Genomic DNA, 22243 nt, shown 5'->3' on the forward strand with positions numbered 1-22243 from the left:
GATCAGCGGCCAGGTTCGCCGTGTCACCAAAGCGATCCGCCGCGAGATGCGGCGTCGCGCCGCCGTCGAGCCTGTGATCGGCCATCTCAAGGACGACCACCGGATGCGCCGTAACCATCTCAAGGGCCGCGACGGCGACCGCATCAACGCCGTGCTTGCCGCCGCTGGCTACAACTTCAGCCTGCTTCGCCGCTGGCTCGCGGAACTTTTACGCGGCCTGTTATGGATACTCTGTCGCCACCTATCGCAACCACACCTTGCCTAAAACGGTGCTCAGAGACGTTCTTCACAAACGACTACAGAAAGACCATCTACAGACGGTCTTTCTGTAGGCGCCGGATAAATGCGCGCGGCCTTCCCCGCCGATCATAATAGTACCAGCCACTTTTGCGCGCAGATTATCTACGCAGGTGAGGCTTATCGTGTGAAGCCGGAAAACTCGGTGCAAATCACGGAACAAGAGAAGAGTTGCTTGCGTGCAACAAGCTGGCGCCTGCCAACTTGTTTGTTCGCGACCTCGCAGCTCCCGCTCCATCGCGGGGTGACTGCGGTTTTTTTTACCTTTACCCAATGCTTGCTCCGACCCGCCTGATAAGGCCGGTCGCGCCGCTTGGACACTAGCCTTTCTAGCCCCAGTTTACAGGCCGCGCGAAACAGATCAGCCCCAAGCTCGCCGCGCTCAAAGGGATTGACGAAAACGCCTTCACGACGCCGTGCCAACAGGCGCTCCAAGTTCTTCCGCATCGACAACGGGAGCATGCGGAGATCGTCGCCGCCTTCGGCAAGAATATCGAAGGCGCAGAACGGCACTTCGTAGTCGTGCTTACGCGAGTGAAGTGCATTGAAATCGGAGATGCCATCGACGCCGAGCACGACCGCTTCGCCATCGAGGACGAAGTGCTTCTGGCGGATTTTACGCGCGGCTTCCACGATCCAAGGATAGCGACTGGCCCAATTGTAGCCACCGCGCGTGATAAGGCGCACGCGTCCACAGTTTTACGGCTTGGGCGGCAGATCAGGAGCGATGTCGCTGCCCGTGCTCTCACCGATAGCCTGCTCCACTGCGGATGCGAGCACTGCAAGGTGTTCAGCCAGTTTGGCAAACAGTTCGCGCTTTTTGGGGTCCGTCGCCAAGTCGCGAATAAGGGCGCACTCAGCGGCGTCTCGCTGTAGCTTCTCCAGTTGGGCCTGCATGTCTTTCATCTGCGGCCTCGATGTTCCAGTGCGGGAACATTACAAATACCTGTTCCGGGTCACAAGTGAACAGAGCGATATCGCCGACGGGGACTAGCCTCCAATTGCGTGGCGCCTCCTCACGGCGCCAGCCCGTCGGACCGCCCGGCCCCGCAACTGTCCCCTCCGTACCGCCGCAAGGGGGCCGGGCTGGTCCGAGGGGCTTTGCGCAGCGTCAAAGCGATATCCTGCCATGTAGGACAGACTGGACGCGTAGCCGAACAACCTATTGTCAGGCTTCTGAGGTTATGAGGCCCTGGGCTCCTAGGCGCACCGGGCCTCGCCTTAACTGCCTATCCGCCCCTGACTGTGTGTTGATCTCGCAGGCGATGTGCGACAGGAGGCTAACGTGTCCGCCGAAAATTACGCCGATGATCTCCGCGCGACCGTGCGCTTTGCTCTAGAGACGACCCGTGCAATCGCGGTCTGCCCCTTCCATTCTCAAGTGACCATCCGCATAGGGGATGATGCGGCCGAGAGCCATGCTTTCGAGCGCGCGAAGAGAGTCGTCAAGAGTGACGGCACGAACTGGGACCCGAGGGCTCTTATGGGCGAGATTGGTCGGCAGCTAGGTGAAGCCGCTGACGGTGAATGTCCTCTTTGCGCGTCGTAGAGAGCCATCCGTCTGGCGCTCACCCGCGCATATTGTGCGAGCGCGGTTGCTGGCCGCTCGCAGGTGCTCGGCTGATGTTTGCGATCACCTGTTTCGTCGTTTTCGTTCTCCCGCACGAAGCAGCGTAGCTTGTCCGGCGTAGCGGCTTGCGAAGTCGGACGCTCAGTTCATCGCTTGGCTCGGCCAATCGGCTCTAAGCCGCCTGTACTTCCAGGAAACGCTCGGCGTAGTGGCAGGCGACGAGGCGGCCGTCGAGCGGGCGCAAGAGCGGACGCTGCGTGCGGCAGAGATCCGTCACATAGGGACAGCGGGTCGAGAACACGCAGCCTTTCGGCGGATCGAGCGGCGAAGGCAACTCGCCCTTCGGAACGATGCGCTGGCGTTTGCGACCGAGGCCCGGCGTCGCGTCAAGCAAGGCCTGTGTATAGGGATGCAACGACCGCGCAAAGATGCGCTCTTTCGGCCCATGCTCCACTACGATCCCCAGATACATGATCATCACGTCTTCGGCAATGTGACGCACCACGGCGAGATCGTGCGAGATGAAGAGATAAGCCAGCCCCAGTTCGCGCTGCAGATCGACCAGGAGGTTGAGAACCTGCGCCTGCACCGACATGTCGAGCGCGGACACAGGCTCATCGGCAACGAGCAGCTTCGGCCGCAGCATCAAGGCGCGCGCGATTGCGATGCGCTGACGCTGGCCACCCGAGAACATGTGCGGATAGCGGCCATATTGCTCCGGTCGCAGCCCGACCTTCGCCATCATGTCGAGCGCCTGCGCCCGCCGGTCTTGCTTGGAAAGTCTGGTGTTGATGATCAGCGGCTCTTCGAGTATGTGGCCAACGCGCTTGCGGGGGTTGAGCGACCCATAGGGGTTTTGAAACACGATCTGCACGGTGCGACGCAATGTCTTCACAGCGCTGGCCGGAGGATTGACCGCATCGACGCCGTCGAGCATCAGCGTGCCGGCGCTCGGCTTCTCGATGAGAGTCACAAGCCTTGCGAGCGTCGACTTGCCGCAACCGGATTCGCCGACGACCGCCAGCGTCTTGCCGGCTTCAAGCGCGAACGATACTCCGCCCACGGCCTGCAGATGCGCCGGTGGGCGAAACCAGCCCTGCTTGATCTCGTAACCGCGCCTGAGATCGGTGGCGGTGACAAGCGCCGTCATGACACGGACTCGCGCTTGAGGATCGACGCGCCGCCCCCATCGGCCGCGATGCGCTCATCCCGTGTCGGATCGCCGAGCGGATAATGACAACGGATCAGGCCGTCCATCCAGGGGCGCAGATCGGGGCGCACCTTTTCGGCCAGCGGCGTTGCATGGATGCAACGCGGACTAAACAGGCACCCCGGCGGTCGATCATGGAGCCCCGGCACCACGCCAGGAATGGTGGCGAGCCGTCCGCCATCACCTGCCTCCGGGCGTGCCGCCAGCAACGCGGCTGTATAGGGATGCTGTGGCGACGCAAACAGGCTCTGCGTCGGGCGCTGTTCCATGATCTGTCCCGCATACATGACGGCGACTCGCTCAGTCGTGTCCGAAACCACACCCATGTTATGCGTGATGAGGATCAGCGCCATGCCACGATCGCGTTGCAGAGACAGCAGAAGATCGAGGATCTGCGCCTGGATGGTGACATCGAGCGCCGTCGTCGGCTCATCCGCGATCAGGAGCTTCGGATTGCAGGCGATCGCCATCGCAATCATGACGCGTTGATTCATGCCGCCCGAGAGCTGGTGCGGGTAGGCCGACAGCCGGCTCTCCGGGGCCGGAATGCCGACTTGCTCCAAGAGCTCGATGACGCGGCGCCGCGCGGCCTTGCGATCCATCCCTTCATGGACGTGCAACGTCTCGGCCAACTGATAGCCGATCGTGAAAGAGGGATTGAGCGATGTCGTCGGCTCCTGGAAGATCATCGCGACGTCCTTGCCGGTGAGCGCGCACCGCTCGCGGTCGGACAAAGTCTGCAGATTCCGCCCCTCGAACAGCAGCTTGTCGGCTCGGACACGCCCCGGATAGGGCACGAGTCCCATCAGGGCCAACATGCCGACGCTCTTGCCGGAACCGGATTCACCGACGATTCCCAGCACCTCGCCTTTTTCGAGCGTGATGTTGACGCCATCCACGGCGCGCACCATCCCGTTCTGGGATGGAAACTCAACCGATAGATTTTCAATCTCGAGCAGCGGCATCAGATCGACTTCAGGAAGCTATCGCTTGAGCTTGGGATCGAGCGCGTCGCGCAGTCCGTCGCCCAGAAGGTTGAAGGCCAGCACGGTCACGAGGATCGCCAGGCCCGGAAGCGTGACGACCCACCAGGCCCGGAGTACGAATTCGCGCGCGTCCGCCAGCATGGTTCCCCATTCTGGCAGGGGCGGTTGCGCACCGAGACCCAGAAAGCCGAGCGCGGCCGCGTCCAGGATTGCGGTCGAAATGCCGAGCGTCGCCTGCACGATCAGGGGCGCTGCGCAATTCGGCAATACCTCCCTGAACATCAACCGAAGCCGGCCGGCTCCTGCGACTTTGGCCGCGGTGACGTAGTCCTTCGACACTTCGCTGATCACGGCGGCGCGCGCGATCCGCACGTAGTGCGGCAGGAGCACGATCGCGACCGCCAGCATCGCATTCATCAGGCCCGGCCCGAGGATCGCAACGATCACGATGGCGAGCAAAAGGCTTGGCAGCGTCAATGTGATGTCCATCAGCCGCATGATCGCGATCTCGATCAGGCCGCGGAAAAAACCCGCGACCAGACCGAGAATCGTCCCGGCGACCACCGACAACGTCACCACCGCGATGCCAATCAGAAGCGAAAGCCGTGCTCCGTGGATGAGACGGGATAGAATATCGCGGCCGATCGCGTCGGTACCGAGCGGATAGGCGGTCGATCCGCCCTGCTGCCAGAAGGGAGGCTTGAGAAAGGCGGTATTGTTGATGAGGATCGGGGAATGTGGCGCAACGAAATCGGCAAAGAGCGCGAGCAGAACTAGAACCACGATCACGACGAGGCCTGCCACGGCGCCGAAATTTGCTTTGAAATCTGACCAGAATTGCAACAGCGGATGCGGGGGCGCGTTTGCTTGCGCCACGACGACGGGAGTTTCGAGGACTTCGGCGGTCATCTTGTGTACCGGATGCGGGGATTGATCAGCCCATAGGCGACGTCAACCAGCAGATTGACGATCATGACGATCGCGCCGATCAAGAGCGTGCCGCCCTGCAGCACCGGATAGTCGCGGCGGTTGATGCCCTCGATCAGCCATTTGCCCACGCCCGGCCAGGAGAAGATGGTCTCCGTGAGGATCGCGCCGGTAAACAGGACGCCGACCTGCAGCCCAATCACCGTCACCACCGGGATCAGCGCATTGCGCAACGCATGGATCGCGATCACCCGGGAACGCGGCAACCCTTTGGCGCGTGCGGTGCGGATGTAATCTTCGCCCAGGACCTCCAGCATGGCGGACCGCGTCATACGGGCGATTACGGCGAGCGGCACCGTGCCGAGCACAATCATCGGCAGCACAAGGTGAGACAGGGCCGAGCGGAACGCGCCGAAATCACCAGCCAGCAGCGCATCGATCAGCAGGAAGCCGGTCACCGGTTCGATGTAGTATTGCACGGCGATCCGGCCCGACACCGGCGTCCATCCGAGCTGCACGGAAAAAAGCAGGATCAGCAGCAATCCCCACCAGAAGATCGGCATCGAATATCCGGTGAGCGAGATGCCCATCACCCCGTGATCGAAGATGGAGTTGCGCCGGACCGCCGCGATAATCCCGGCTGGTAACCCGAGGCCTAACGCAAACAGGATCGCGCAGACCGATAGTTCGATCGTCGCCGGGAACAACGTCCCAAATTCGGAAATCACCGGCTCATGGGTGACGATCGAGCGGCCGAGGTCGCCATGCACCAGCCGCGACAGATAGAGGCCGTATTGCACCAGCACCGGCTGATCGAAGCCGTAGTCCTTGCGCAGTTGCGCGTGCCGGGCCGGATCGATACCGCGTTCGCCCGCCATCGTCTCGATGGGATCGCCAGGGATCAGGCGGATCAGCACGAACACAAGCAACGTGATCCCGATGAAGGTCGGAACCACGAGACTCAGCCGGGTAAAGACGAACCGAAGCATGCCGTTTCCTGCCACCCTCCCAAGGGAAAGGGTAAAGAAAAATGGGCGGAGTAACAAAAAGCCACTCCGCCCTTGTCGTCTACTATTCCTTGACGTCGACGCCATAGAAATTGTGGCGTCCGAACGGCGACAGCTTGAAGTCAATCACTCTCTTGGTGACGGGCTTCAACTGCACCGCGTGCGCGATGGTGAACCAAGGCGCCTGCTCCTTGAAAATCACCTGCGCCTGCTCGTACAGCTTGGTCCGCTCGGCCTGATCACTGACCGTCTTGGCCTTCACGACCAGGTCGTCGAACGGCTTGTAGCAGAATTTGGCGATATTCGAGCCCGATGCCGTTTGCGCCGAGGCGCAGCCCAGCAATGTGTGCAGGAAGTTGTCAGGGTCGCCGTTGTCGCCGGTCCAGCCGAACATGCCCATCTGATGCTCGCCGGTCTGCAACCGCTTGCGGTATTCGCCCCATTCAAACGACTTGATCTCGGCCTTGACGCCGATCTTGGCGAGGTCGGCCTGCATCAACTCGGCAATGCGCTTGGCGTTCGGATTGTAGGGGCGCTGCACCGGCATGGCCCATAGATCGGTCTCGAAACCGTTCGGGTAGCCGGCGTCGGCCAGAAGCTTCTTGGCTTGCTCCGGATCAAAGGGATCGTCCTTGATGCTGTCGTTGTACGACCACATGGTGGGCGGGATCGGGTTCTTGGCCGCGATGCCGGTCGACAGATAGACGGCATCGATGATCGCCTTCCTGTCGATCGCCATGCTGATGGCCTTGCGCACGCGCACGTCATCGAAGGGCTTCTTCTGTGTCTGGAACGCGAGATAACCGATGTTGAGGCCGGGCTGCTCCAGCATCGTGACGTTCGGATCCTTCTTGATCGCGTCGATGTCGGCCGGGTTCGGATAGGGCATCACGTCGCATTCGCCCTTCTGGAGTTTGGCCCAACGAACGGATGCATCCGGCGTGATCGCATAGACGAGGTCGTCGATCTTGGCCTTGCCGCCCCAGAATTCAGGGAATGCCTTGTAACGAATCACGGCGTCCTTCTGGTACTGCACCAGATAGAATGGGCCGGTGCCGATCGGATCCTGGTCGATCTTCTCAGGCGTGCCGGCCTTCAGCATGGCATCCGCATACTCCTTCGACTGGATGGCTGCGTAGGGCATCGCGAGATCGGCGAGGAAAGGCGCTTCCGGCTGGTTGAGCGTTATCTTGATGGTGTAGTCGTCGAGCTTCTCGACCGACTTCAACAATTTCGGCATGCCCATGTCGCCGAAATAGGAATGGTTCGGACTCGTTACCTTGAAATACGGATTGTCGTCCTTCCATTGCCGCTCGATTGAGAATAGGACGTCGTCAGCATTGAACTCCCGCGTCGGCTTGAACGACTTCGACGTCGCATGCCACTTCACGCCCTTGCGCAGGTTGAAAGTATAGGTGACGCCGTCAGGCGAGATCGTCCATTTTTCCGCGAGGCCCGGCACCACTTTCGTGCCGCCGCGCTCGAATTCGACAATGCGGTTGTAGATCGGCTCATTGCCGTCGAACGACGTGCCGGTGGTGTTGATGCCGGGATAGAAGTTCTCCGGGCTGCCTTCCGAGCAGTAAATCAAGGTTTTGGCAGACGCGGTCGAGGCCGCCGCGAGCGCCGTAGCGCAGACGCCGGCGAGCAGGATTGATCTGTTCACTGTCGGAACTCCTGGTGAATTCTCTCGGCGCGGTTGACGCAGGCTGCGCCAAAGACGCCAGAAACGAGATTGCGATTGCGTATTGCAGCTGTCAATGCGTCCTGGGGTGACGGGATGACGTTTCGAAGAAAAGTCATCCGGCTCCGAAATCGTGCGCAGGTGGGGCAGCGGCGATTTTCTGCTTTAGTCCTGAAGGCGGACAAGAACCCGACCCGGTACGAAGTCGGTTGTGGGTCAAACTGAGAAGTCTGGGCGGGCGACCGGGAAGTCGGCTTTGCCCCCATGAACGGACATTCCTGCGAACGGCAGCTTTGCGCCAGAAGCTGTCCTTGGCGCGCTCGAAATCCAACTTTCGCTCTGCGAATCCCCTCCGCGGTCATGTGTTCAGTCCCGTCCAAGATCGTGGATTTCCGGTCGCATGCCCTCAGGCGTGACTTCGAGCGTCGCAAGCGTGATTGGCAGCTTGAAGCGTCGCCGTCCCGCGCTGCCCGGATTCAGGTAGAGAACGCCGCCGGCCGTGTCGATCTTCGGCACGTGAGAATGCCCGGAGACGATGACGTCGATGCCGGCGCCGGGATCGGCCTGAAGGGTCTTCAGGTCGTGCAGAACGTAGATCGACTTTCCCGCCAAGCGCACAAGGTTCGTGTCGGGGTATTCGCGAGCCCACTCGCCATTGTCCACGTTTCCACGGATGGCGGTGACAGGAGCGATCCGGCGAAGCGCGTCGATGATCTCGGGACGCCCGATGTCGCCGGCATGAATGATGTGTTCGACGCCCGTCAGGGCTCGTTCCGCCTCCGGCCTCAACAGGCCGTGCGTGTCCGAAATGATTCCAATCCTGAACATCACTTTCCGTCGTTCTAAGCTGCGATCGCCAAAAGACGATCGAGAAGTTCGACCTGAGCGGACAGCATCTTAGTCCGCGCGAACTCGATGTCGAACCAATCCGCGCGGTCTACTTCAGCAAAACTCTGCCGTCGACCGCTTCGGGGGGCCATTCGATATCGAAGGTATTGCTGGTCAGCGCCGCCGGGTCAAAATGGCCCTCGCGCAATCAAACCGAAGCGACGTTTGGCACGATGTTGCATTGACGATGCCTCGGAACAAGCGATGTGCTGTCAGCGGCTGACGCTGGGCGATCCAGCCCCGTTTCCGATAGCGCTGAGCGGGCATAAACCAATGATTGCGAGAAAACCTCAGCAGATGATCCTCGTCGCTTCTTCCCGGTGCTTTGGCCGCCCCAGCTTAGGCTGGGCACACCTGCGCGTTTGTGGCAGAATCAGAGCTTAGGACAGTACCTCCTCACCCAGCATTGGGTCACTTGGAGGCTTCCGGTTGACCCCATCGTTTTTCGGTTCGACGCGCATGGACAACAGGTTCCAAGTGCTATGGGAGGACGATGCCCGCGTCTTTTGCCGGGCTTTGTGTCCTGATTCCGATGCCACCTGCAGAGCTGTATTGGCAGTACATCCCAAGGCGAAGCATGCTTCGTCCGGCATCCTCGATCGGCTCGCTCACGAATTCGAACTGAAGGACCAGCTGGATGGCGCGTGGGCAATGCGCCCGCTCGGGCTGGAGTACGACGGTGGTCACCCTGTTCTGCTGCTTGAGTATCCTGGCGGCCAGCCACTCGAGCAGTTGCTTGGTGAGCCCATGGACATCGAACGCTTTTTGCGACTAGCAATCGAGATCGCGAGAGCCTTGAACAAGGTGCATCAGCGCGGCCTCGTTCACAAGGACCTGAAACCGGCGCATATACTGGTAAACTGCGACGACGAACGGATCCGGTTCACCGGTTTCGGTATCGCTTCGCGCCTGGTCCGGGAGCGACGCATGCCCGGGCCGCCCGAGTTCATCGTGGGCACGCTGCCCTACATGGCGCCCGAACAGACCGGGTGGATGAACCGCTCGATCGATTTCCGTAGCGACCTCTACTCGCTTGGTGTGACGCTCTATCAAATGCTGACTGGCTCGTTGCCGTTCACCGCGGCACATTCGATGGAGTGGGTACATTGCCATATCGCGAGAAAGCCGGTACCGCCCAGCGAGCGCGTGAGCACTGTACCGACTGCAATCTCGGCCGTAGTACTCAAGCTGCTCGCCAAGTCCGCCGAGGAACGTTATCAGGGCGCGACGGGCCTCGAGCATGATCTACGCCGCTGCCTGAATGAATGGGAAACCGGACGTCGGATCGAAGAGTTTGCACTCGGGCAATACGACACGCCCGACCGACTGCTGATCCCCGAAAAGCTCTATGGAAGAGACCGCGAGATTGAACTCTTGCTGGGCGCGTTCGACCGCATGCTCAAGAGCGGCGCGCCGGAATTGGTGCTGGTTTCCGGATATTCCGGCGTCGGCAAGTCCTCAGTGGTCAATGAGCTCCATCATCGGCTTGTTCCGTCGCACGGACTGTTCGCATCGGGCAAGTTCGATCAGTACAAACGCGATATTCCGTATTCGATTCTGGTCGAGGCCTTTCAGAGCCTCGTGAGGTCTCTTCTGAGCAAGAATGACGTCGAGCTCGCGAATTGGCGCCAAGCCCTTCAAGATGCGCTTGGCGCAAATGGGCGACTTGTTATCGACCTGATTCCTGAATTGCGGCTGATCATGGGAGAGCTGCCACCCGTTCCTGATCTCCCGCCACCGCAGGCACAAAACCGCTTCCATCACGTACTCCGACGCTTCATAGGGGTATTCGCACGTTCCGAGCATCCGTTGGTACTTTTCCTCGACGATCTCCAATGGGTCGACGCCGCCACGTTGGACCTGGTTGAGGATCTGTTGACCCGGACCGATCTGCAATACCTGATGCTGATCGGGTCCTTTCGGGACAACGAGGTCACGGCCGCCCATCCGTTACGGCGTAGGCTTGAGGGCATGGAGAACGCTGGCACAAACGTGCAGCAGATCATCCTTGCGCCGCTTGCCGGCGAACACATTTCGCGCCTGATTTCTGATGCTCTAGGCTGCGATTTGCTGCATGCGGCGCCGCTCGCGCGTCTGATCCACGATAAAACGGCCGGCAATCCATTCTTCGTAAATCAGTTCCTCCACGTACTTGCCGCGGAAGGCCTCGTCCGCTTTGATCATGAGGCGATGTGCTGGTGCTGGGATTTGGATCGCATTCACGCAAAAGGTCACACCGACAACGTCGTGGATTTGATGATCGCAAAGCTGGCACAGCTGCCGGCTGACACACAGGACACGCTGCGGGAGTTGGCCTGTCTCGGAAATTTCGTCGAAACCACGACACTCTCGATCGTCCTCGGGCGCTCCGAGCAGCAGGTTCATTCGGCGCTCTGGGAGGCGGTCCGCCAGGAATTGATCGAGCAACAGACCGGCGCCTACAGGTTTGTCCACGACCGCGTACAAGAAGCCTGCTATTCGCTGATCCCGGATCATCAACGCGCGGCGCTCCATCTACGAATCGGGCGCCAGTTGCTGGCGCAGACATTCGGGGAGAAGCGCGAGAAGGCGATCTTCGCAATCGTCAATCAGCTCAACCGCGGCGCGGCCTTGATCACCTCGCGAGATGAACGCGTGCAGCTTGCGGAGCTCAATCTGACAGCCAGCCTGCGCGCGAGGGCGTCGGCGGCCTACGCGGCATCGCTCAATTACGCCGCAACCGGTGCGGCATTGTTACCGCACGACTGTTGGGAGCGCTTCCAGCGGCTTGCTTTTTCGCTCGAGTTGCATCGCGCCGAATGCGAGTTCGTGACCGGCGCTGTCGTTGAGGCGGAACAGCGCTTACAGGAACTGACGACGCGAATCGCGAGTGCAACCGACCTTGCTGTCGTCGCACGCCGGCTGGTGGATTTGTATACGGCGCTCAGCAAGCCGGACCGCGCGGTTGACGCCGGTCTCGGCTGTCTGGAACGACTCGGGATTCGATGGCTGGCCCACCCAAGCGATGATCACGTCCGACAGGAATACGAGCGCGTCCGATCTCGCCTCGGAGACCGAGCGATCGAGGAGGTGTTGGATCTGCCGCTGATGACCGACCCGCTCGCACTGGCCATGTTGGATCTTTTGACGGCCCTCATGCCGCCTGCATTCTTCACCGATACGAACCTTCGCTCGCTGGTGGTCATCAAGGCGGTCGATTTCAGCCTGGAGTGGGGGAACAACGATGCTTCGTGCGTTCCCTACGTCATGTTCGGCGCCATCGCCGGCGCGCGCTTCGACGACTATGAGGCGGGGCTTCGATTGAGCCGTATCGGCACAGAGCTGGTCGAGCGACGCGGATTTTCGCTCGTTCAAGCGCGGACTTACCTGAACTATGGCAACCTTGTCCTTTCATGGACAAAGCCCCTCCAGCACGCGCGAGACGCGTTTCGACGCGCATTCGAGGCGGCGAGCAACAGTGGCGATATCACGTTCGCGGCCTTCAGCTGCGCCAGCCTGAATACCAATTTCCTTGCGGCGGGCGATCCGCTTGCAGAAGCACAACGCGAAGCCGAGCACGGGTTGCGGTTGACCGAGAAGGCGAAATTTGCGCTGATCGGCGACATCATAAAGCCGCAGCTTGGGCTGATCAGGATGCTGCGTGGCCTGACGCGGCGGTTCGGCGCCCTTCACGACAATCAGTCCGACGAGCTTCGGTTCGAGCGGCATTTGGCTGCTGATCAGGCACTCGCATTGCCTGAGAGCTGGTACTGGATCCGCAAGCTGCAAGCATGCTTCTTTGCCGGCGACTATGTGTCGGCCGTTGCCGCCGCGGCCAGGGCTCGGAGCCTACCGTGGTCACCACCTCAGCTATTCGAAACGGCGGAATACGAGTTCTATGCAGCACTGTCCCACGCGGCCTGCTGGGATTTGGCACCCCCTGAAGAACAGCAAGAGCACCTTGAAGCGCTGACGGCCCACCAGCAGCAGCTCGAACTGTGGGCGCAGAATTGCCCTGAGAGCTTCGCGAATCGCGCTCTCCTTGCCGGCGCAGAAATCGCCCGCCTCCAAGGCAGAGAACTTGACGCGGAGCGTCTCTTTGAACAAGCCATCCGCTCCGCCCGCGGCAATGGCTTCGTCCACCACGAGGGACTCGCTTACGAATTGGCCGCGCGCTTTTACGGCACGCGTGGCTTCGAAGAGTTTGCGCGCATCTATCTGCAAAGAGCGCGCGATTGCTATGTTCGTTGGGGAGCGGACGGAAAAGTGCGGCAACTTGAGGATATCCATCCGCACCTCAAGGAGGTGAGATCAGAGCCCGGCGCGATGAGCACCATCGGGGCGCCGGTCGAGCATCTCGATCTCGCCACCGTGATCAAGGTGTCTGAAGCGGTATCAGGCGAGATGGTCTTGGAAAAGCTTGTCGAGACGCTGATGCACACGGCCGTTGAACAGGCAGGAGCTGAACGGGGTCTGTTGATCCTGTCGCACGAGAACAACGAGCCGCGCATCGAGGCGGAAGCCACGACAACCGGCGAGAGAGTGACCGTCGAACTGCGTGATGCAGCGGTGACCGAGGCTCTGGTTCCGGAATCCGTTCTCTATTACGTAATGCGGACCAGAGAGTGCGCTGTTCTCGAAGATGCCGCCTGCCAACCTCCTTTTGCTACGGACCCCTACCTTGGTCAGCGCAAGCCTCGTTCCATTCTTTGCTTGCCCCTGATCAACCAGGGGAAACTTATCGGGGTGCTCTACCTTGAGAATACACTGACGCCTCACGTTTTCGCACCCGCAAGGGTTGCTGTTATAAAACTACTCGCCTCGCAAGCGGCAATCGCGCTGGAAAATGCGACTCTGTATCGTGATGTCAGAGAACGCGAAGCGAAGATCCGCCGCCTTGTCGACGCCAACATCATTGGGATCATCATCTGGGAGCTTGAAGGGCCAATTCTGGAGGCCAATGATGCGTTTCTGCGCATCGTGGGGTACGACCGTGAGGATCTCGCCTCCGGCCGCCTGCTCTGGACTGACCTGACACCGCCGGAATGGCTCGACCGCCACGAACGATGGTGGATCCCGGAACTCAAGAAGATGGGGAGCGTACAGCCGTTCGAGAAAGAGTATTTCCGTAAGGACGGAAGCCGCGTGCCGGTCTTGATCGGAATGGCTGCGTTCGACGAGCAACGGGACCAAGGTGTCTCCTTTGTCGTCGACCTGACGGAACGTAAACGGTCCGAGGAGGCTCTGCGGGAGAGCGAAGAGCGTTTTCGTACTCTCGTACAGTTCTCTTTCGACGTGTACTGGGAATCAGATGCAAACCATCGCTTCATCCGCCAGGAGTTCGCCGAAACCATTGCTGACGCTCCCGCGTCGGGCTCTGAACTTGGTAAAACGCGCTGGGAGGTGCCCTACTTGGAGCCCGACGAGGAGGCTTGGCGCAAGCATCGGGAGACGCTCGATGCCCACCTGCCGTTCCGTGATTTCGAGCTCGCGCGCCCGACGACCGACGGCCGCAAGCGCTACGTGTCCGTCTCCGGGATGCCGATTTTCGACGAGTCCGGGAAGTTCGTCGGTTATCGCGGCGTGGGACGGCACATCACCGAACAGAAGCGGGCCACGGAGGCCCTGCGCGAGATGCAGAGGGAGTTGGCGCATGCCAACCGCCTCGCCACCATGGGCGAACTCACGGCCTCGATCGCCCATGAAGTGAGCCAGCCGATTGCCGCGGCATCCATGAATGCTGGTGCCGCCGCGCGGTTCCTGGACAGAAACCCGCCCGATCTCGAGAGGGTCAGGCAATCACTGGGCTGGCTCATGAACGATACTGCTCTGGCCAGCGACATCATCCAGCGAATTCGCGATCTCATCAAAAAAGCACCGCCTCGGAAGGATAATTTGGATATCAACGAGGCGATCCGGGACGTGATTGAGCTTACCCGCGGCGAAGCGATGAAGAACGGCGTCTCGGTACAGACGGAACTTGCAGACAGCTTACCGCTTGTGGAAGGCGATCGTGTCCAATTGCAGCAAGTGGTCCTCAATCTGATTGTCAATGCCGTCCAGGCAGTGGGCACTGTGGCGGACGACGCCAGAAGGGTGCTTATCACCACCGGTGAGGTCGGCCCTGACCGTGTTCTTGTCGAGGTGCAGGACTCGGGACCGGGGTTGGCAGTGGAAAATCTCGAGCACGTCTTCACCCCCTTTTACACGACGAAGCCGGGCGGGCTCGGGGTGGGACTGTCCATCTGCCGTTCGATTGTTGAAGCTCATGCCGGGCGCCTGTGGGTGACCCCTAACCTGCCCCGCGGCGCGACTTTTCATTTCACCGTGCCGGTCTGTCCCGCAGACGCTTCATGATGATCTCGGGGGTTGGTGTACCACTCGCCGGTGGGCAGGGCGATGTTGTTGCAGGCGAGCGCTGAGAGGCGCTGAAGCCGACCGGGAACCCTGCCGCGCCGGTCTGGATTCCCGCGATGGTTGGGGTAAGGTTACGCTGCGGAGAACAATTACAAACGACATCCGGGAGGAAGCGATGCTCGACACCATGCTTAGCGCGCGCGTCCAGGTTTTCCTCGACAAGTTTGAAGCCGCGCTTGCGACGGGCGATCTCGACGCCGCCGTAGGAATGTTCGCTCCGGAATGCTACTGGCGCGACCTGGTTGCCTTCACCTGGAACATCAGGACCATGGAAGGCCGCGATCAGATCCGCGACATGCTCGCGCATTGCCTCGCGCATGTGAAGCCGCACAACTGGAAAACCGCCGAAGGTGAAACGCCAACCGAGGCCGGCGCCGTGACCGAATCTTGGATCACGTTCGAGACCGATGTCGCGCGCGGATATGGACTTATCCGCCTGCAGAATGGTCAGATCTGGACGCTCTTGACGACCATGGCCGAACTGAAGGCCCATGAGGAAAAGGCTGGCTTCAGCCGACCGCTCGGCGCCAGGCACGGCGTTAATCCCGGCGCCAAGACCTGGAAGGAACTGCGTGACGAGGAAGTCGAGCAACTTGGCTTCAAGACGCAGCCCTACGTGCTTGTCATCGGCGGCGGACAGGGAGGCATTGCGCTCGGGGCGCGGCTGCGCCAACTCGGTGTGCCGACGATCATCGTCGAAAAGAACGCACGCGCCGGCGATTCCTGGCGCAACCGCTACAAGTCGCTCTGCCTGCACGATCCCGTCTGGTACGATCACTTGCCCTACATCGATTTCCCCAAGAACTGGCCTGTGTTCTCGCCCAAGGACAAGATCGGCGATTGGCTGGAAATGTACACCAAGGTCATGGAGCTGAACTATTGGACGAACACCGTGGCCAAACGCGCCAGTTGGGACGACACCAAGAAGGAATGGACCGTCATCGTCGAACGCGATGGCAAGGAGATTGCTCTGCGGCCCAAGCAGCTTGTGTTCGCGACCGGCATGTCGGCCAAGCCGAACATGCCGAAAATCAAAGGCATGGAAGCATTTAAGGGCGAGCAACACCATTCCTCACGCCATCCCGGCTCCGGCGGCTACAAAGGCAAGAAGGTGGTGGTGATCGGCTCGAACAATTCGGCCCATGACATCTGCGCTGCGCTGTACGAGGCCGGCATCGACGTAACGATGGTGCAGCGCTCGACGACCCACATTGTGCGCTCGGATTCGCTGATGGCGACCCTCGGTGATCTTTATTCCGAACGTGCCGTCCGCAGCGGAATGACCACGGCAAAGGCCGATCTGATCTTCGCTTCACTGCCCTACCAGATTTTGAATCAGTTTCAAAAGCCGGTTTACGACAAGATCCGCCAGGACGACGCCGCTTTCTATGCCGGGCTAGAGAAGGCCGGCTTCATGCTCGACTTCGGTGACGACGATTCCGGGCTATTCATGAAATATCTGCGCCGCGGCTCGGGCTATTACATCGACGTCGGCGCCTCACAGCTTATCATTGACGGAAAAATCAAACTGTTCGCTGGACAGGTCGAGGAAATCACGCCCAACGGCGTCAGGCTCGACAACGGCAAGGAATTGCCAGCGGACGTGATCGTCTATGCCACCGGCTACAGCTCGATGAACGGCTTTGTCGCCGATCTCGTGAGTGCGGAAATGGCCGACAAAGTCGGCAAGGTCTGGGGCCTCGGCTCGAATACGAAAAAGGACCCCGGCCCATGGGAAGGTGAGCAGCGCAACATGTGGAAGCCGACGCAGCAGGAAGGCCTATGGTTCCACGGCGGAAATCTGCATCAGTCGCGACATTACTCGCAATTCCTTTCCCTGCAGTTGAAGGCGCGCTACGAGAGCATCCCGACGCCGGTCTACGGCCTGCAGACTGTCCATCACAAGGCCTGAAATTGCCGAGTGCACAGCGGGGCTCGCGGATTGCGAGTCCCATGCTATTTCCGGGTCTCCGCACTCGCCAGCGCAATGGCCGCCTTGTCTCGCTGAGACGACACAGCTGACTTAATCCGCCATGTCGGAAAGGGGCCATCAGCAGTCGCGGCGGACGTGGCCGGCAACACGCTCGAGACCAGAATACCGACGCTGGTGTGCGAGGGCGTCGAGTCAGCTACACAAACAAATCATGGGTCAGATGGTTCTCAACGCCTCTTGCGTGATCAACGGCGCTTTGCTCGGCGTGTGAAGGGCCAATCAGGTCTGCATCCTGGATCAGCGCTACTCCGGCTTTGTGCAGACCATATTCAACCGGTCCGTGGCCATCCTCAAAATTGTCTGAAGCTTTGGCCCCTGCCATATCATTCTTGAAATGAAAGGAATCTAAGGGCTCGGGCGCAGCTGCCGTTTGTGCCGGACCGGAGTGATCGGTAGCTTGGTCGTTGCCGCCAGCGTTCTGGCTCGGCCCTGCGGGCAGATTTTTAGAAGCGTTTGAATGCGCCTCGTGCAAGTCACGCTGCGATTGGCCGGAATTGACATGGCTTCCCGGTACATCATCCTTGACATGCTGCTCGGCAGTTGCGGAACCGTCCTCCGAAGCGTGTAAATCGTGCAATTGTCCACGATTGGCTTCGTGTCCGGTTGAGTCGTGCTTGGCATGCTGCTTACCGGCTGCTGCGCCGTCTTCCGAAACATGCAAATCACGCTGCGATTGTCCATGAGTGGAATCGTCTCCCGGTGGGGCGAGCTTGGTATGCTTCTTGCCGGCTGCTGCGCCGTCCTCCGAAGCGTGCAAATCACGCTGCGATTTCTCATAATTGGATCCGTCTCCTGCGGTCGCCTGTATCGTGCCGTGTTCGGCATTCCTCGACGCATCCGTTGCGGCCGCCTGTTCGAAGCCGTTATGACCGATCAAAGCGTCGATGGCACCGGATCCGGTGGGAGGGTTGCCGTTGCCGCTGACGCTATCCTCGCTCGCGGCTGCATCGATGATCTGAAGTTCGTCGCTTCTGCCGATGGCATCGCCTCGGGCAGCCTCGAAGGCAAACGATTCATGGTGTATTTCGGGGTAGAGCCAGGCCAAATTGTCGAAGCCGTTGAGGTTCGCATCGGCGCTGCCAGGAATATTGAGGGCGACCAATTCGCTGTTGCCGTTTGCGGCAGCCGACGCAAAGAGATCGCTCAGGCTATCGCAAACATTGAACGCCTGCGCGGGGCTGTTAAGGAGTTCGTAAATCGAGACTCCGACCGCCGTCATCATGAATGTGCCATAGCTGCTCAAGCCCGGCCTTGGAGGGTTGAGTGTCGGCAACGTGATCGTGTTGGCGGCAATATCGGCACGGGATTCGATGAGCTTGCTGGCCCGCGTCGGCATGTCGCCTACAGAATTCTCAACGCGGCCGGCTTTGGCCGTTTTGCCCGGAGCAGCGGTCATTTTTTGGGAGGTGATTTTGACGGTCACGACCGCGCCGGTGCCGTCTGCGGCCATTACCGTGACACTATCGGTATACGCATGACAAACTGTGGTCGCGCTCGCTGATTGAACGTCGTCTAGCGCGGCCCAAATCAGAGCTGCAAGCGCGCCGACCCCGCCGTAAAGGCGCGACAGGGCGAACGTTGCGAGCTCCGTCCGGTTTTTGGTCTCAAGCTGCGCAGATATGTGATCGATTCGCGCCTCGATGGTGCCTGTGGCGACCTTAAGCTGGCGCGCAATCTCCTTGTTCGACATACCGCAGGCGACCAGACGCATGATCTTGCGATCCTGGTCCGTCAGCGCTGCCAGCCCATTGTCGCCAAACGCGCCATTGCCTGCCTTGCGGGTAGCCGCCCGGTCCGCGGTCGGCGCCACCAGCCTCAGGGACTGCAACACGGTTTCGGGCTCCTCGCGCATCCGGATCGCAGTGCAGGCCCCCGCTGCGATTGCAGCAGCGAGATCGCCACGCGCAATGGACGCGGTGTAGAAGACCAGCCGTGTGGGAAGGTTCTCGGCATTGACGGCGGCGAGCATTTCAGAAGCCGTCACGTCAGAAAATCCGTCCTCTACAAGCACGATATCTGGCGTCAACCTCCGAACTGCTTCGAGGCAACCGGCTCCATTAATGCACGACGCAACGATCTTGAAGTCACGCTCCGCCGCAAATAGCGACGCAAAACCTTGCAGAACGATCGGACGGCGATCTGCTATCACGAGTCGGATACGAAGCATCTGCGCTACCTCGCCCGGCGTTCCGTCCTAACTCGCCCAGCAAATGCGGCCTAGGTTCAAGCGTCACTTTCAAGAGCAGCGCGCCAACGCACAACGCCCCTCTTGGTTCCGGTAGCTTAATAAGGCATCGAATGACCATACTTGCAACTGATCAGGCCACCGAAGAAGTGCGCTCGCAGCCGACAGAAAGCCCATCGAATTCGGCGATTACAGCACGGGAGAACGGAATTCGGATGGCCAAATCGTCCGCTTTGGGTCCAAAGCAGCGGTGGACGCCAAGTGGGATTGGCGTCCGGTTTGCCCCGACAGCCGACTGACACGCGCTTAATCGACCTTCGGCTAAGGGCCGATACCGGAAGTCAGGCATCGCACTCCGCAAGAGCACGACGGTCTAGCAATTCGAGCCGCCGCGCGAGCGACCGGACGGGCGAAGGTGTGCGGCTCCGCGCGAAGCCGCGATGAGCCGAAACGGCATCGTGTTCCGGTTCAAAGAGGAAACGTCTGTGGCCGGGCCGTTCGCCCCCAACAACAACACGCCGGTGACCCGGTGGCGCAAGCTGCTCGCCGATGCCTTTCGCGAAGATTTGCGGGAGGACCTGTGATGGATGCCTTCGCCGCGGCCGGCAAGCCGCGCGAAAGTAGGCTCACCACTGCCGCGGATGAGGAACTCATGGACGTCGCTCATCGCCCGCCCCCCATCCTTGTGGATCCTGACCTTCCGGAAGCGTGAAAGCGACGGGGAAGGTTTCGGCGGCCAGAGCATCGAGCGCGGTCTGCTCCTCGGCGAGGCGGCGTTCGATGAACTGACGTTCCAGCTCCGATAGCCTGGTCCGAAGCAGGCGTCGATAGCGGTGGATGTTGTTGCGGTGAGCACGAATGCGGGCAAAGCCTTCGTCGAGCATCGTCGCCTCTCCTGACGGTCGTCACGGTCCTTCTTGATGTTGAAAAGCGGGAAGCGAATTTCCCGACGCAAAAATATTCGGGCGATACCGGGAGTCAAGATTCCGGCGGCGGTCGAACCCCAAATCCTTGGCCGGATCACCCAACGGCATTTGCGCTGCCGCAATGGCTGACACCTCTGCACCGCGACCGAGCGCCGCATATGGATTTTTTTCAATCCGCCCCTTGAAACGACTTCTCGTTTTTCTAATTAGTTTTTCGCCGCGAGAGCGGTGTGCCGGGCGCCTTCACGGGTCCGGCGCGGGCGCCGGGCCGGGTATCAGACCCGCTGACTCCAGCCTTGCGCTCCTTGTATCCATCTTGCTCTTTGGAGGACTTGGTTATGAGGACCACCTTTGACTTCGCGCCCCTGTGGCGCTCCACCATCGGCTTCGACCATCTGGCCGACCTCGTCGACAGCACGCTCCGCCAGGCGAGCGAAGATCACTATCCCCCGTACAACATCGAACGTACCAGCGAGGACCACTACCGGATCTCGCTCGCCGTCGCCGGCTTCGGAGCCGACGACATCGCCGTGACGGCCGAGCAGAACGCCCTCACGATCGAGGGCAGGAAGCCCGAGGAAGCGGCCGGCGAATACCTGTACCGGGGCATCGCCGCGCGTCCTTTCCGGCGCGTGTTCAACCTCGCCGACTATGTTCAAGTGAAGGAGGCCTCCTTCCGCGACGGACTGCTGATCATCGATCTCGTCCGCGAGGTGCCGGAAGCCATGAAGCCGCGCCGGATCCAGATCGGAGGCGGCGCCTCTCCCGCTTCGCAGATCGAGCAGAAGAAGGCGGCCTGACGCCTGATGAGGTTCGACAGCGGAACGCGGCGCGCGCAAGCGCGGCTGCGCTCCCTGGCTCATGCAACAAAGGAGAAAAAAAAATATGGCAGTTCGTGATCTCATTCCTTGGTCGAGAAACCAGGAACTCGCGCCGGCGCGCGGCACCGATCCGTTCATGACGCTGCATCGCGAAATGAACCGTCTGTTCGACGATGTCTTCCGCGGCTTCGGCGGGACGGGCCTGTCGCCGCTCATGGAGGGGCAATTCGGCTGGCCCAAGATCGAGCTCAGCGAGACCGACAAGGCGCTGACAATCTCGGCCGAGCTTCCCGGTATGACGGAGAACGACGTCCAGATCGAAACCGCCAACGGGGTGCTGACCATCCGCGGCGAGAAGAAGAGCGAGCGCAACGACGAAGGCAGATACTTCACCGAGCGCTACTACGGCTCGTTCCAGCGGCAGATCGCGCTCGAGGATGTCGACGAGGACAAGGCCGCGGCGTCGTTTAAGAACGGCGTCCTGACGATCTCGCTGCCGAAGTCCGAGAACCCGCGCGCGGGGGTCAAACGCATCGCGATCAACACGCAGTAAAGACTATCACGGGCGGCGGTCTCCGCCGCCCGAACTCACCGAAAAACGTCCCGAGGAAAGGAGCGTAAAGGGAGCCAACCGATGACCAATGCCAACACGAACGCAGGCAATCTTCATCCCCTCTTCCACCCGGCCGCGCACTATACGTCTCCGGAGGACGTCTTGAACGACAATGCGCTCTCCACGCCGGAGAAGCGGATCATACTGTCGTCATGGGCCTCCGACATGTTCGCGGTCGAATCCTGTCCCGCGCTACGCGAAATTCCCGGCATGGGCCACACAATCCGGCTCGCGGACATCCTCGCGGCTCTGCGGCGCCTGGACGGCGACGACGATCCGCCCCGACCCGGCGGCGTCCCCATGCGGCTGCGGCGGCCCTGGGCCGCCGCGCAGCGGAGGTCCGCATGATGCTCACGCTAGGGCATGGGCCGTTCCGTTCATTTCCTTCATGAGCGAGTTGGGAGAGCGGCCCACGCAGCGAGCGTAGGCGAGACCCTAATCCCGCGCTCGGCGCAGGGCGGCCTCGAGCTTTTCCTTGCGCTTCTCCCAGCGGACCTCCTCGTCCTCGGCCCGCTTGTCCAAAGCCGCGCGCTCGGCTTCGATAGCGCGCGTTGTCGCGTCGTGCTCGGCCTTCGCGCCATCAAGGGCGGCCTGAGCCTTTGCGACCGTCTTCTCCCGCCGCTCGCGCTCCTTGGCCATGGCGGCTCCTTCTCGCCGGCGCTCGGCAGCGCGCCATGTCGCCGAGCCCGAATACGCATCCTACTGACGCGAGCAACTCGGCCGCCAGCCTCAGCATTTTC

At 60.8% G+C, this 22243-nt stretch carries 18 protein-coding genes; 7 read left to right on the forward strand and 11 right to left on the reverse strand.

Annotated features, from left to right (window positions below):
• A partial coding sequence (locus tag E4K65_RS30930; RefSeq protein ID WP_209312100.1) for a transposase occupies positions 1-265 on the forward strand: 265 nt, incomplete at its 5' end.
• A 152-nt stretch (positions 266-417) separates the two neighbouring features.
• On the opposite strand, the gene E4K65_RS30935 is transcribed toward E4K65_RS30930, so the two are convergent.
• The 8 genes from E4K65_RS30935 to E4K65_RS30975 form a co-directional block, all read right to left on the reverse strand.
• Positions 418-984: an ATP-dependent DNA ligase gene (locus tag E4K65_RS30935; protein WP_135177343.1), complete on the reverse strand. Its 567-nt coding sequence runs from the start codon at positions 982-984 to the stop codon at positions 418-420.
• Positions 985-996: 12 nt separating this feature from the next.
• Complete coding sequence (locus E4K65_RS30940; protein WP_135177344.1) at positions 997-1203, reverse strand: hypothetical protein; 207 nt, start codon at positions 1201-1203, stop codon at positions 997-999.
• A gap of 836 nt (positions 1204-2039) precedes the next feature.
• Positions 2040-3017 carry a peptide ABC transporter ATP-binding protein gene (locus tag E4K65_RS30950; protein WP_135177345.1) on the reverse strand — a complete coding sequence of 326 codons (978 nt, stop codon included), beginning with the start codon at positions 3015-3017 and terminating at the stop codon, positions 2040-2042.
• Complete coding sequence (locus E4K65_RS30955; RefSeq protein ID WP_135177346.1) at positions 3014-4042, reverse strand: ABC transporter ATP-binding protein; 1029 nt, start codon at positions 4040-4042, stop codon at positions 3014-3016. Before E4K65_RS30955 ends, E4K65_RS30950 begins: the two co-directional genes overlap by 4 nt.
• A gap of 18 nt (positions 4043-4060) precedes the next feature.
• Positions 4061-4972 carry an ABC transporter permease subunit gene (locus E4K65_RS30960; protein ID WP_135177347.1) on the reverse strand — a complete coding sequence of 304 codons (912 nt, stop codon included), beginning with the start codon at positions 4970-4972 and terminating at the stop codon, positions 4061-4063.
• Entirely contained in the window at positions 4969-5979 is a 1011-nt protein-coding gene (locus tag E4K65_RS30965) for an ABC transporter permease subunit (RefSeq protein ID WP_135177470.1), read from the reverse strand. The genes E4K65_RS30960 and E4K65_RS30965 overlap by 4 nt, the downstream gene beginning before the upstream one ends.
• A gap of 82 nt (positions 5980-6061) precedes the next feature.
• Positions 6062-7663 (reverse strand): ABC transporter substrate-binding protein, encoded by a 1602-nt coding sequence (locus E4K65_RS30970; RefSeq protein ID WP_135177348.1) that lies wholly within the window; start codon positions 7661-7663, stop codon positions 6062-6064.
• Between the two features lie 384 nt (positions 7664-8047).
• Positions 8048-8512, reverse strand: a complete 465-nt coding sequence (locus tag E4K65_RS30975; protein ID WP_135177349.1) for a metallophosphoesterase family protein — start codon at positions 8510-8512, stop codon at positions 8048-8050.
• A gap of 516 nt (positions 8513-9028) precedes the next feature.
• Here E4K65_RS30975 and E4K65_RS30985 point away from each other — a divergent pair.
• Together E4K65_RS30985 and E4K65_RS30990 are read left to right on the forward strand one after the other, a co-directional pair.
• On the forward strand, positions 9029-14905 hold the full coding sequence (locus E4K65_RS30985; RefSeq protein WP_135177471.1) for an AAA family ATPase: 5877 nt from the start codon (positions 9029-9031) through the stop codon (positions 14903-14905).
• A 175-nt stretch (positions 14906-15080) separates the two neighbouring features.
• Entirely contained in the window at positions 15081-16877 is a 1797-nt protein-coding gene (locus E4K65_RS30990) for an NAD(P)/FAD-dependent oxidoreductase (protein ID WP_135177350.1), read from the forward strand.
• A 217-nt stretch (positions 16878-17094) separates the two neighbouring features.
• Here E4K65_RS30990 and E4K65_RS30995 read toward each other — a convergent pair whose 3' ends face one another.
• Complete coding sequence (locus tag E4K65_RS30995; RefSeq protein WP_135177351.1) at positions 17095-19125, reverse strand: LuxR C-terminal-related transcriptional regulator; 2031 nt, start codon at positions 19123-19125, stop codon at positions 17095-17097.
• 458 nt (positions 19126-19583) lie between these two features.
• Here E4K65_RS30995 and E4K65_RS47675 point away from each other — a divergent pair, with 458 nt between their 5' ends.
• The gene (locus E4K65_RS47675; RefSeq protein WP_167771287.1) at positions 19584-19727 is read left to right on the forward strand and encodes a hypothetical protein; all 144 of its coding nucleotides are present in this window, start codon (positions 19584-19586) and stop codon (positions 19725-19727) included.
• A 66-nt stretch (positions 19728-19793) separates the two neighbouring features.
• On the opposite strand, the gene E4K65_RS31000 is transcribed toward E4K65_RS47675, so the two are convergent.
• Positions 19794-20027: a hypothetical protein gene (locus tag E4K65_RS31000; RefSeq protein ID WP_135177352.1), complete on the reverse strand. Its 234-nt coding sequence runs from the start codon at positions 20025-20027 to the stop codon at positions 19794-19796.
• 380 nt (positions 20028-20407) lie between these two features.
• On the opposite strand from E4K65_RS31000, the gene E4K65_RS31005 reads away from it, so the two are divergent.
• From E4K65_RS31005 to E4K65_RS31015, 3 genes are all read left to right on the forward strand, one after another.
• Positions 20408-20869 (forward strand): Hsp20 family protein, encoded by a 462-nt coding sequence (locus tag E4K65_RS31005; RefSeq protein ID WP_028153323.1) that lies wholly within the window; start codon positions 20408-20410, stop codon positions 20867-20869.
• Between the two features lie 85 nt (positions 20870-20954).
• Entirely contained in the window at positions 20955-21443 is a 489-nt protein-coding gene (locus E4K65_RS31010; RefSeq protein WP_135177353.1) for an Hsp20/alpha crystallin family protein, read from the forward strand.
• Between the two features lie 81 nt (positions 21444-21524).
• Positions 21525-21851 carry a hypothetical protein gene (locus E4K65_RS31015; protein ID WP_135177354.1) on the forward strand — a complete coding sequence of 109 codons (327 nt, stop codon included), beginning with the start codon at positions 21525-21527 and terminating at the stop codon, positions 21849-21851.
• Between the two features lie 87 nt (positions 21852-21938).
• On the opposite strand, the gene E4K65_RS31020 is transcribed toward E4K65_RS31015, so the two are convergent.
• Positions 21939-22142: a hypothetical protein gene (locus E4K65_RS31020; protein ID WP_209312101.1), complete on the reverse strand. Its 204-nt coding sequence runs from the start codon at positions 22140-22142 to the stop codon at positions 21939-21941.
• Between the last annotated feature and the right edge of the window lie 101 nt (positions 22143-22243).

It is taken from the genome of Bradyrhizobium niftali (assembly GCF_004571025.1).
Classification (GTDB): domain Bacteria; phylum Pseudomonadota; class Alphaproteobacteria; order Rhizobiales; family Xanthobacteraceae; genus Bradyrhizobium; species Bradyrhizobium niftali.

Excerpts from the sequence above, each read along its gene's own strand:
- E4K65_RS30940 (WP_135177344.1), bottom strand. The coding sequence starts at position 1,203 with ATGAAAGACATGCAGGCCCAACTGGAGAAGCTACAGCGAGACGCCGCT.
- E4K65_RS30950 (WP_135177345.1), bottom strand. The coding sequence starts at position 3,017 with ATGACGGCGCTTGTCACCGCCACCGATCTCAGGCGCGGTTACGAGATC.
- E4K65_RS30955 (WP_135177346.1), bottom strand. The coding sequence starts at position 4,042 with ATGCCGCTGCTCGAGATTGAAAATCTATCGGTTGAGTTTCCATCCCAG.
- E4K65_RS30960 (WP_135177347.1), bottom strand. The coding sequence starts at position 4,972 with ATGACCGCCGAAGTCCTCGAAACTCCCGTCGTCGTGGCGCAAGCAAAC.
- E4K65_RS30965 (WP_135177470.1), bottom strand. The coding sequence starts at position 5,979 with ATGCTTCGGTTCGTCTTTACCCGGCTGAGTCTCGTGGTTCCGACCTTC.
- E4K65_RS30985 (WP_135177471.1), top strand. The coding sequence starts at position 9,029 with ATGGACAACAGGTTCCAAGTGCTATGGGAGGACGATGCCCGCGTCTTT.
- E4K65_RS30990 (WP_135177350.1), top strand. The coding sequence starts at position 15,081 with ATGCTCGACACCATGCTTAGCGCGCGCGTCCAGGTTTTCCTCGACAAG.
- E4K65_RS30995 (WP_135177351.1), bottom strand. The coding sequence starts at position 19,125 with ATGCTTCGTATCCGACTCGTGATAGCAGATCGCCGTCCGATCGTTCTG.
- E4K65_RS47675 (WP_167771287.1), top strand. The coding sequence starts at position 19,584 with ATGAGCCGAAACGGCATCGTGTTCCGGTTCAAAGAGGAAACGTCTGTG.
- E4K65_RS31000 (WP_135177352.1), bottom strand. The coding sequence starts at position 20,027 with ATGCTCGACGAAGGCTTTGCCCGCATTCGTGCTCACCGCAACAACATC.
- E4K65_RS31005 (WP_028153323.1), top strand. The coding sequence starts at position 20,408 with ATGAGGACCACCTTTGACTTCGCGCCCCTGTGGCGCTCCACCATCGGC.
- E4K65_RS31010 (WP_135177353.1), top strand. The coding sequence starts at position 20,955 with ATGGCAGTTCGTGATCTCATTCCTTGGTCGAGAAACCAGGAACTCGCG.
- E4K65_RS31015 (WP_135177354.1), top strand. The coding sequence starts at position 21,525 with ATGACCAATGCCAACACGAACGCAGGCAATCTTCATCCCCTCTTCCAC.
- E4K65_RS31020 (WP_209312101.1), bottom strand. The coding sequence starts at position 22,142 with ATGGCCAAGGAGCGCGAGCGGCGGGAGAAGACGGTCGCAAAGGCTCAG.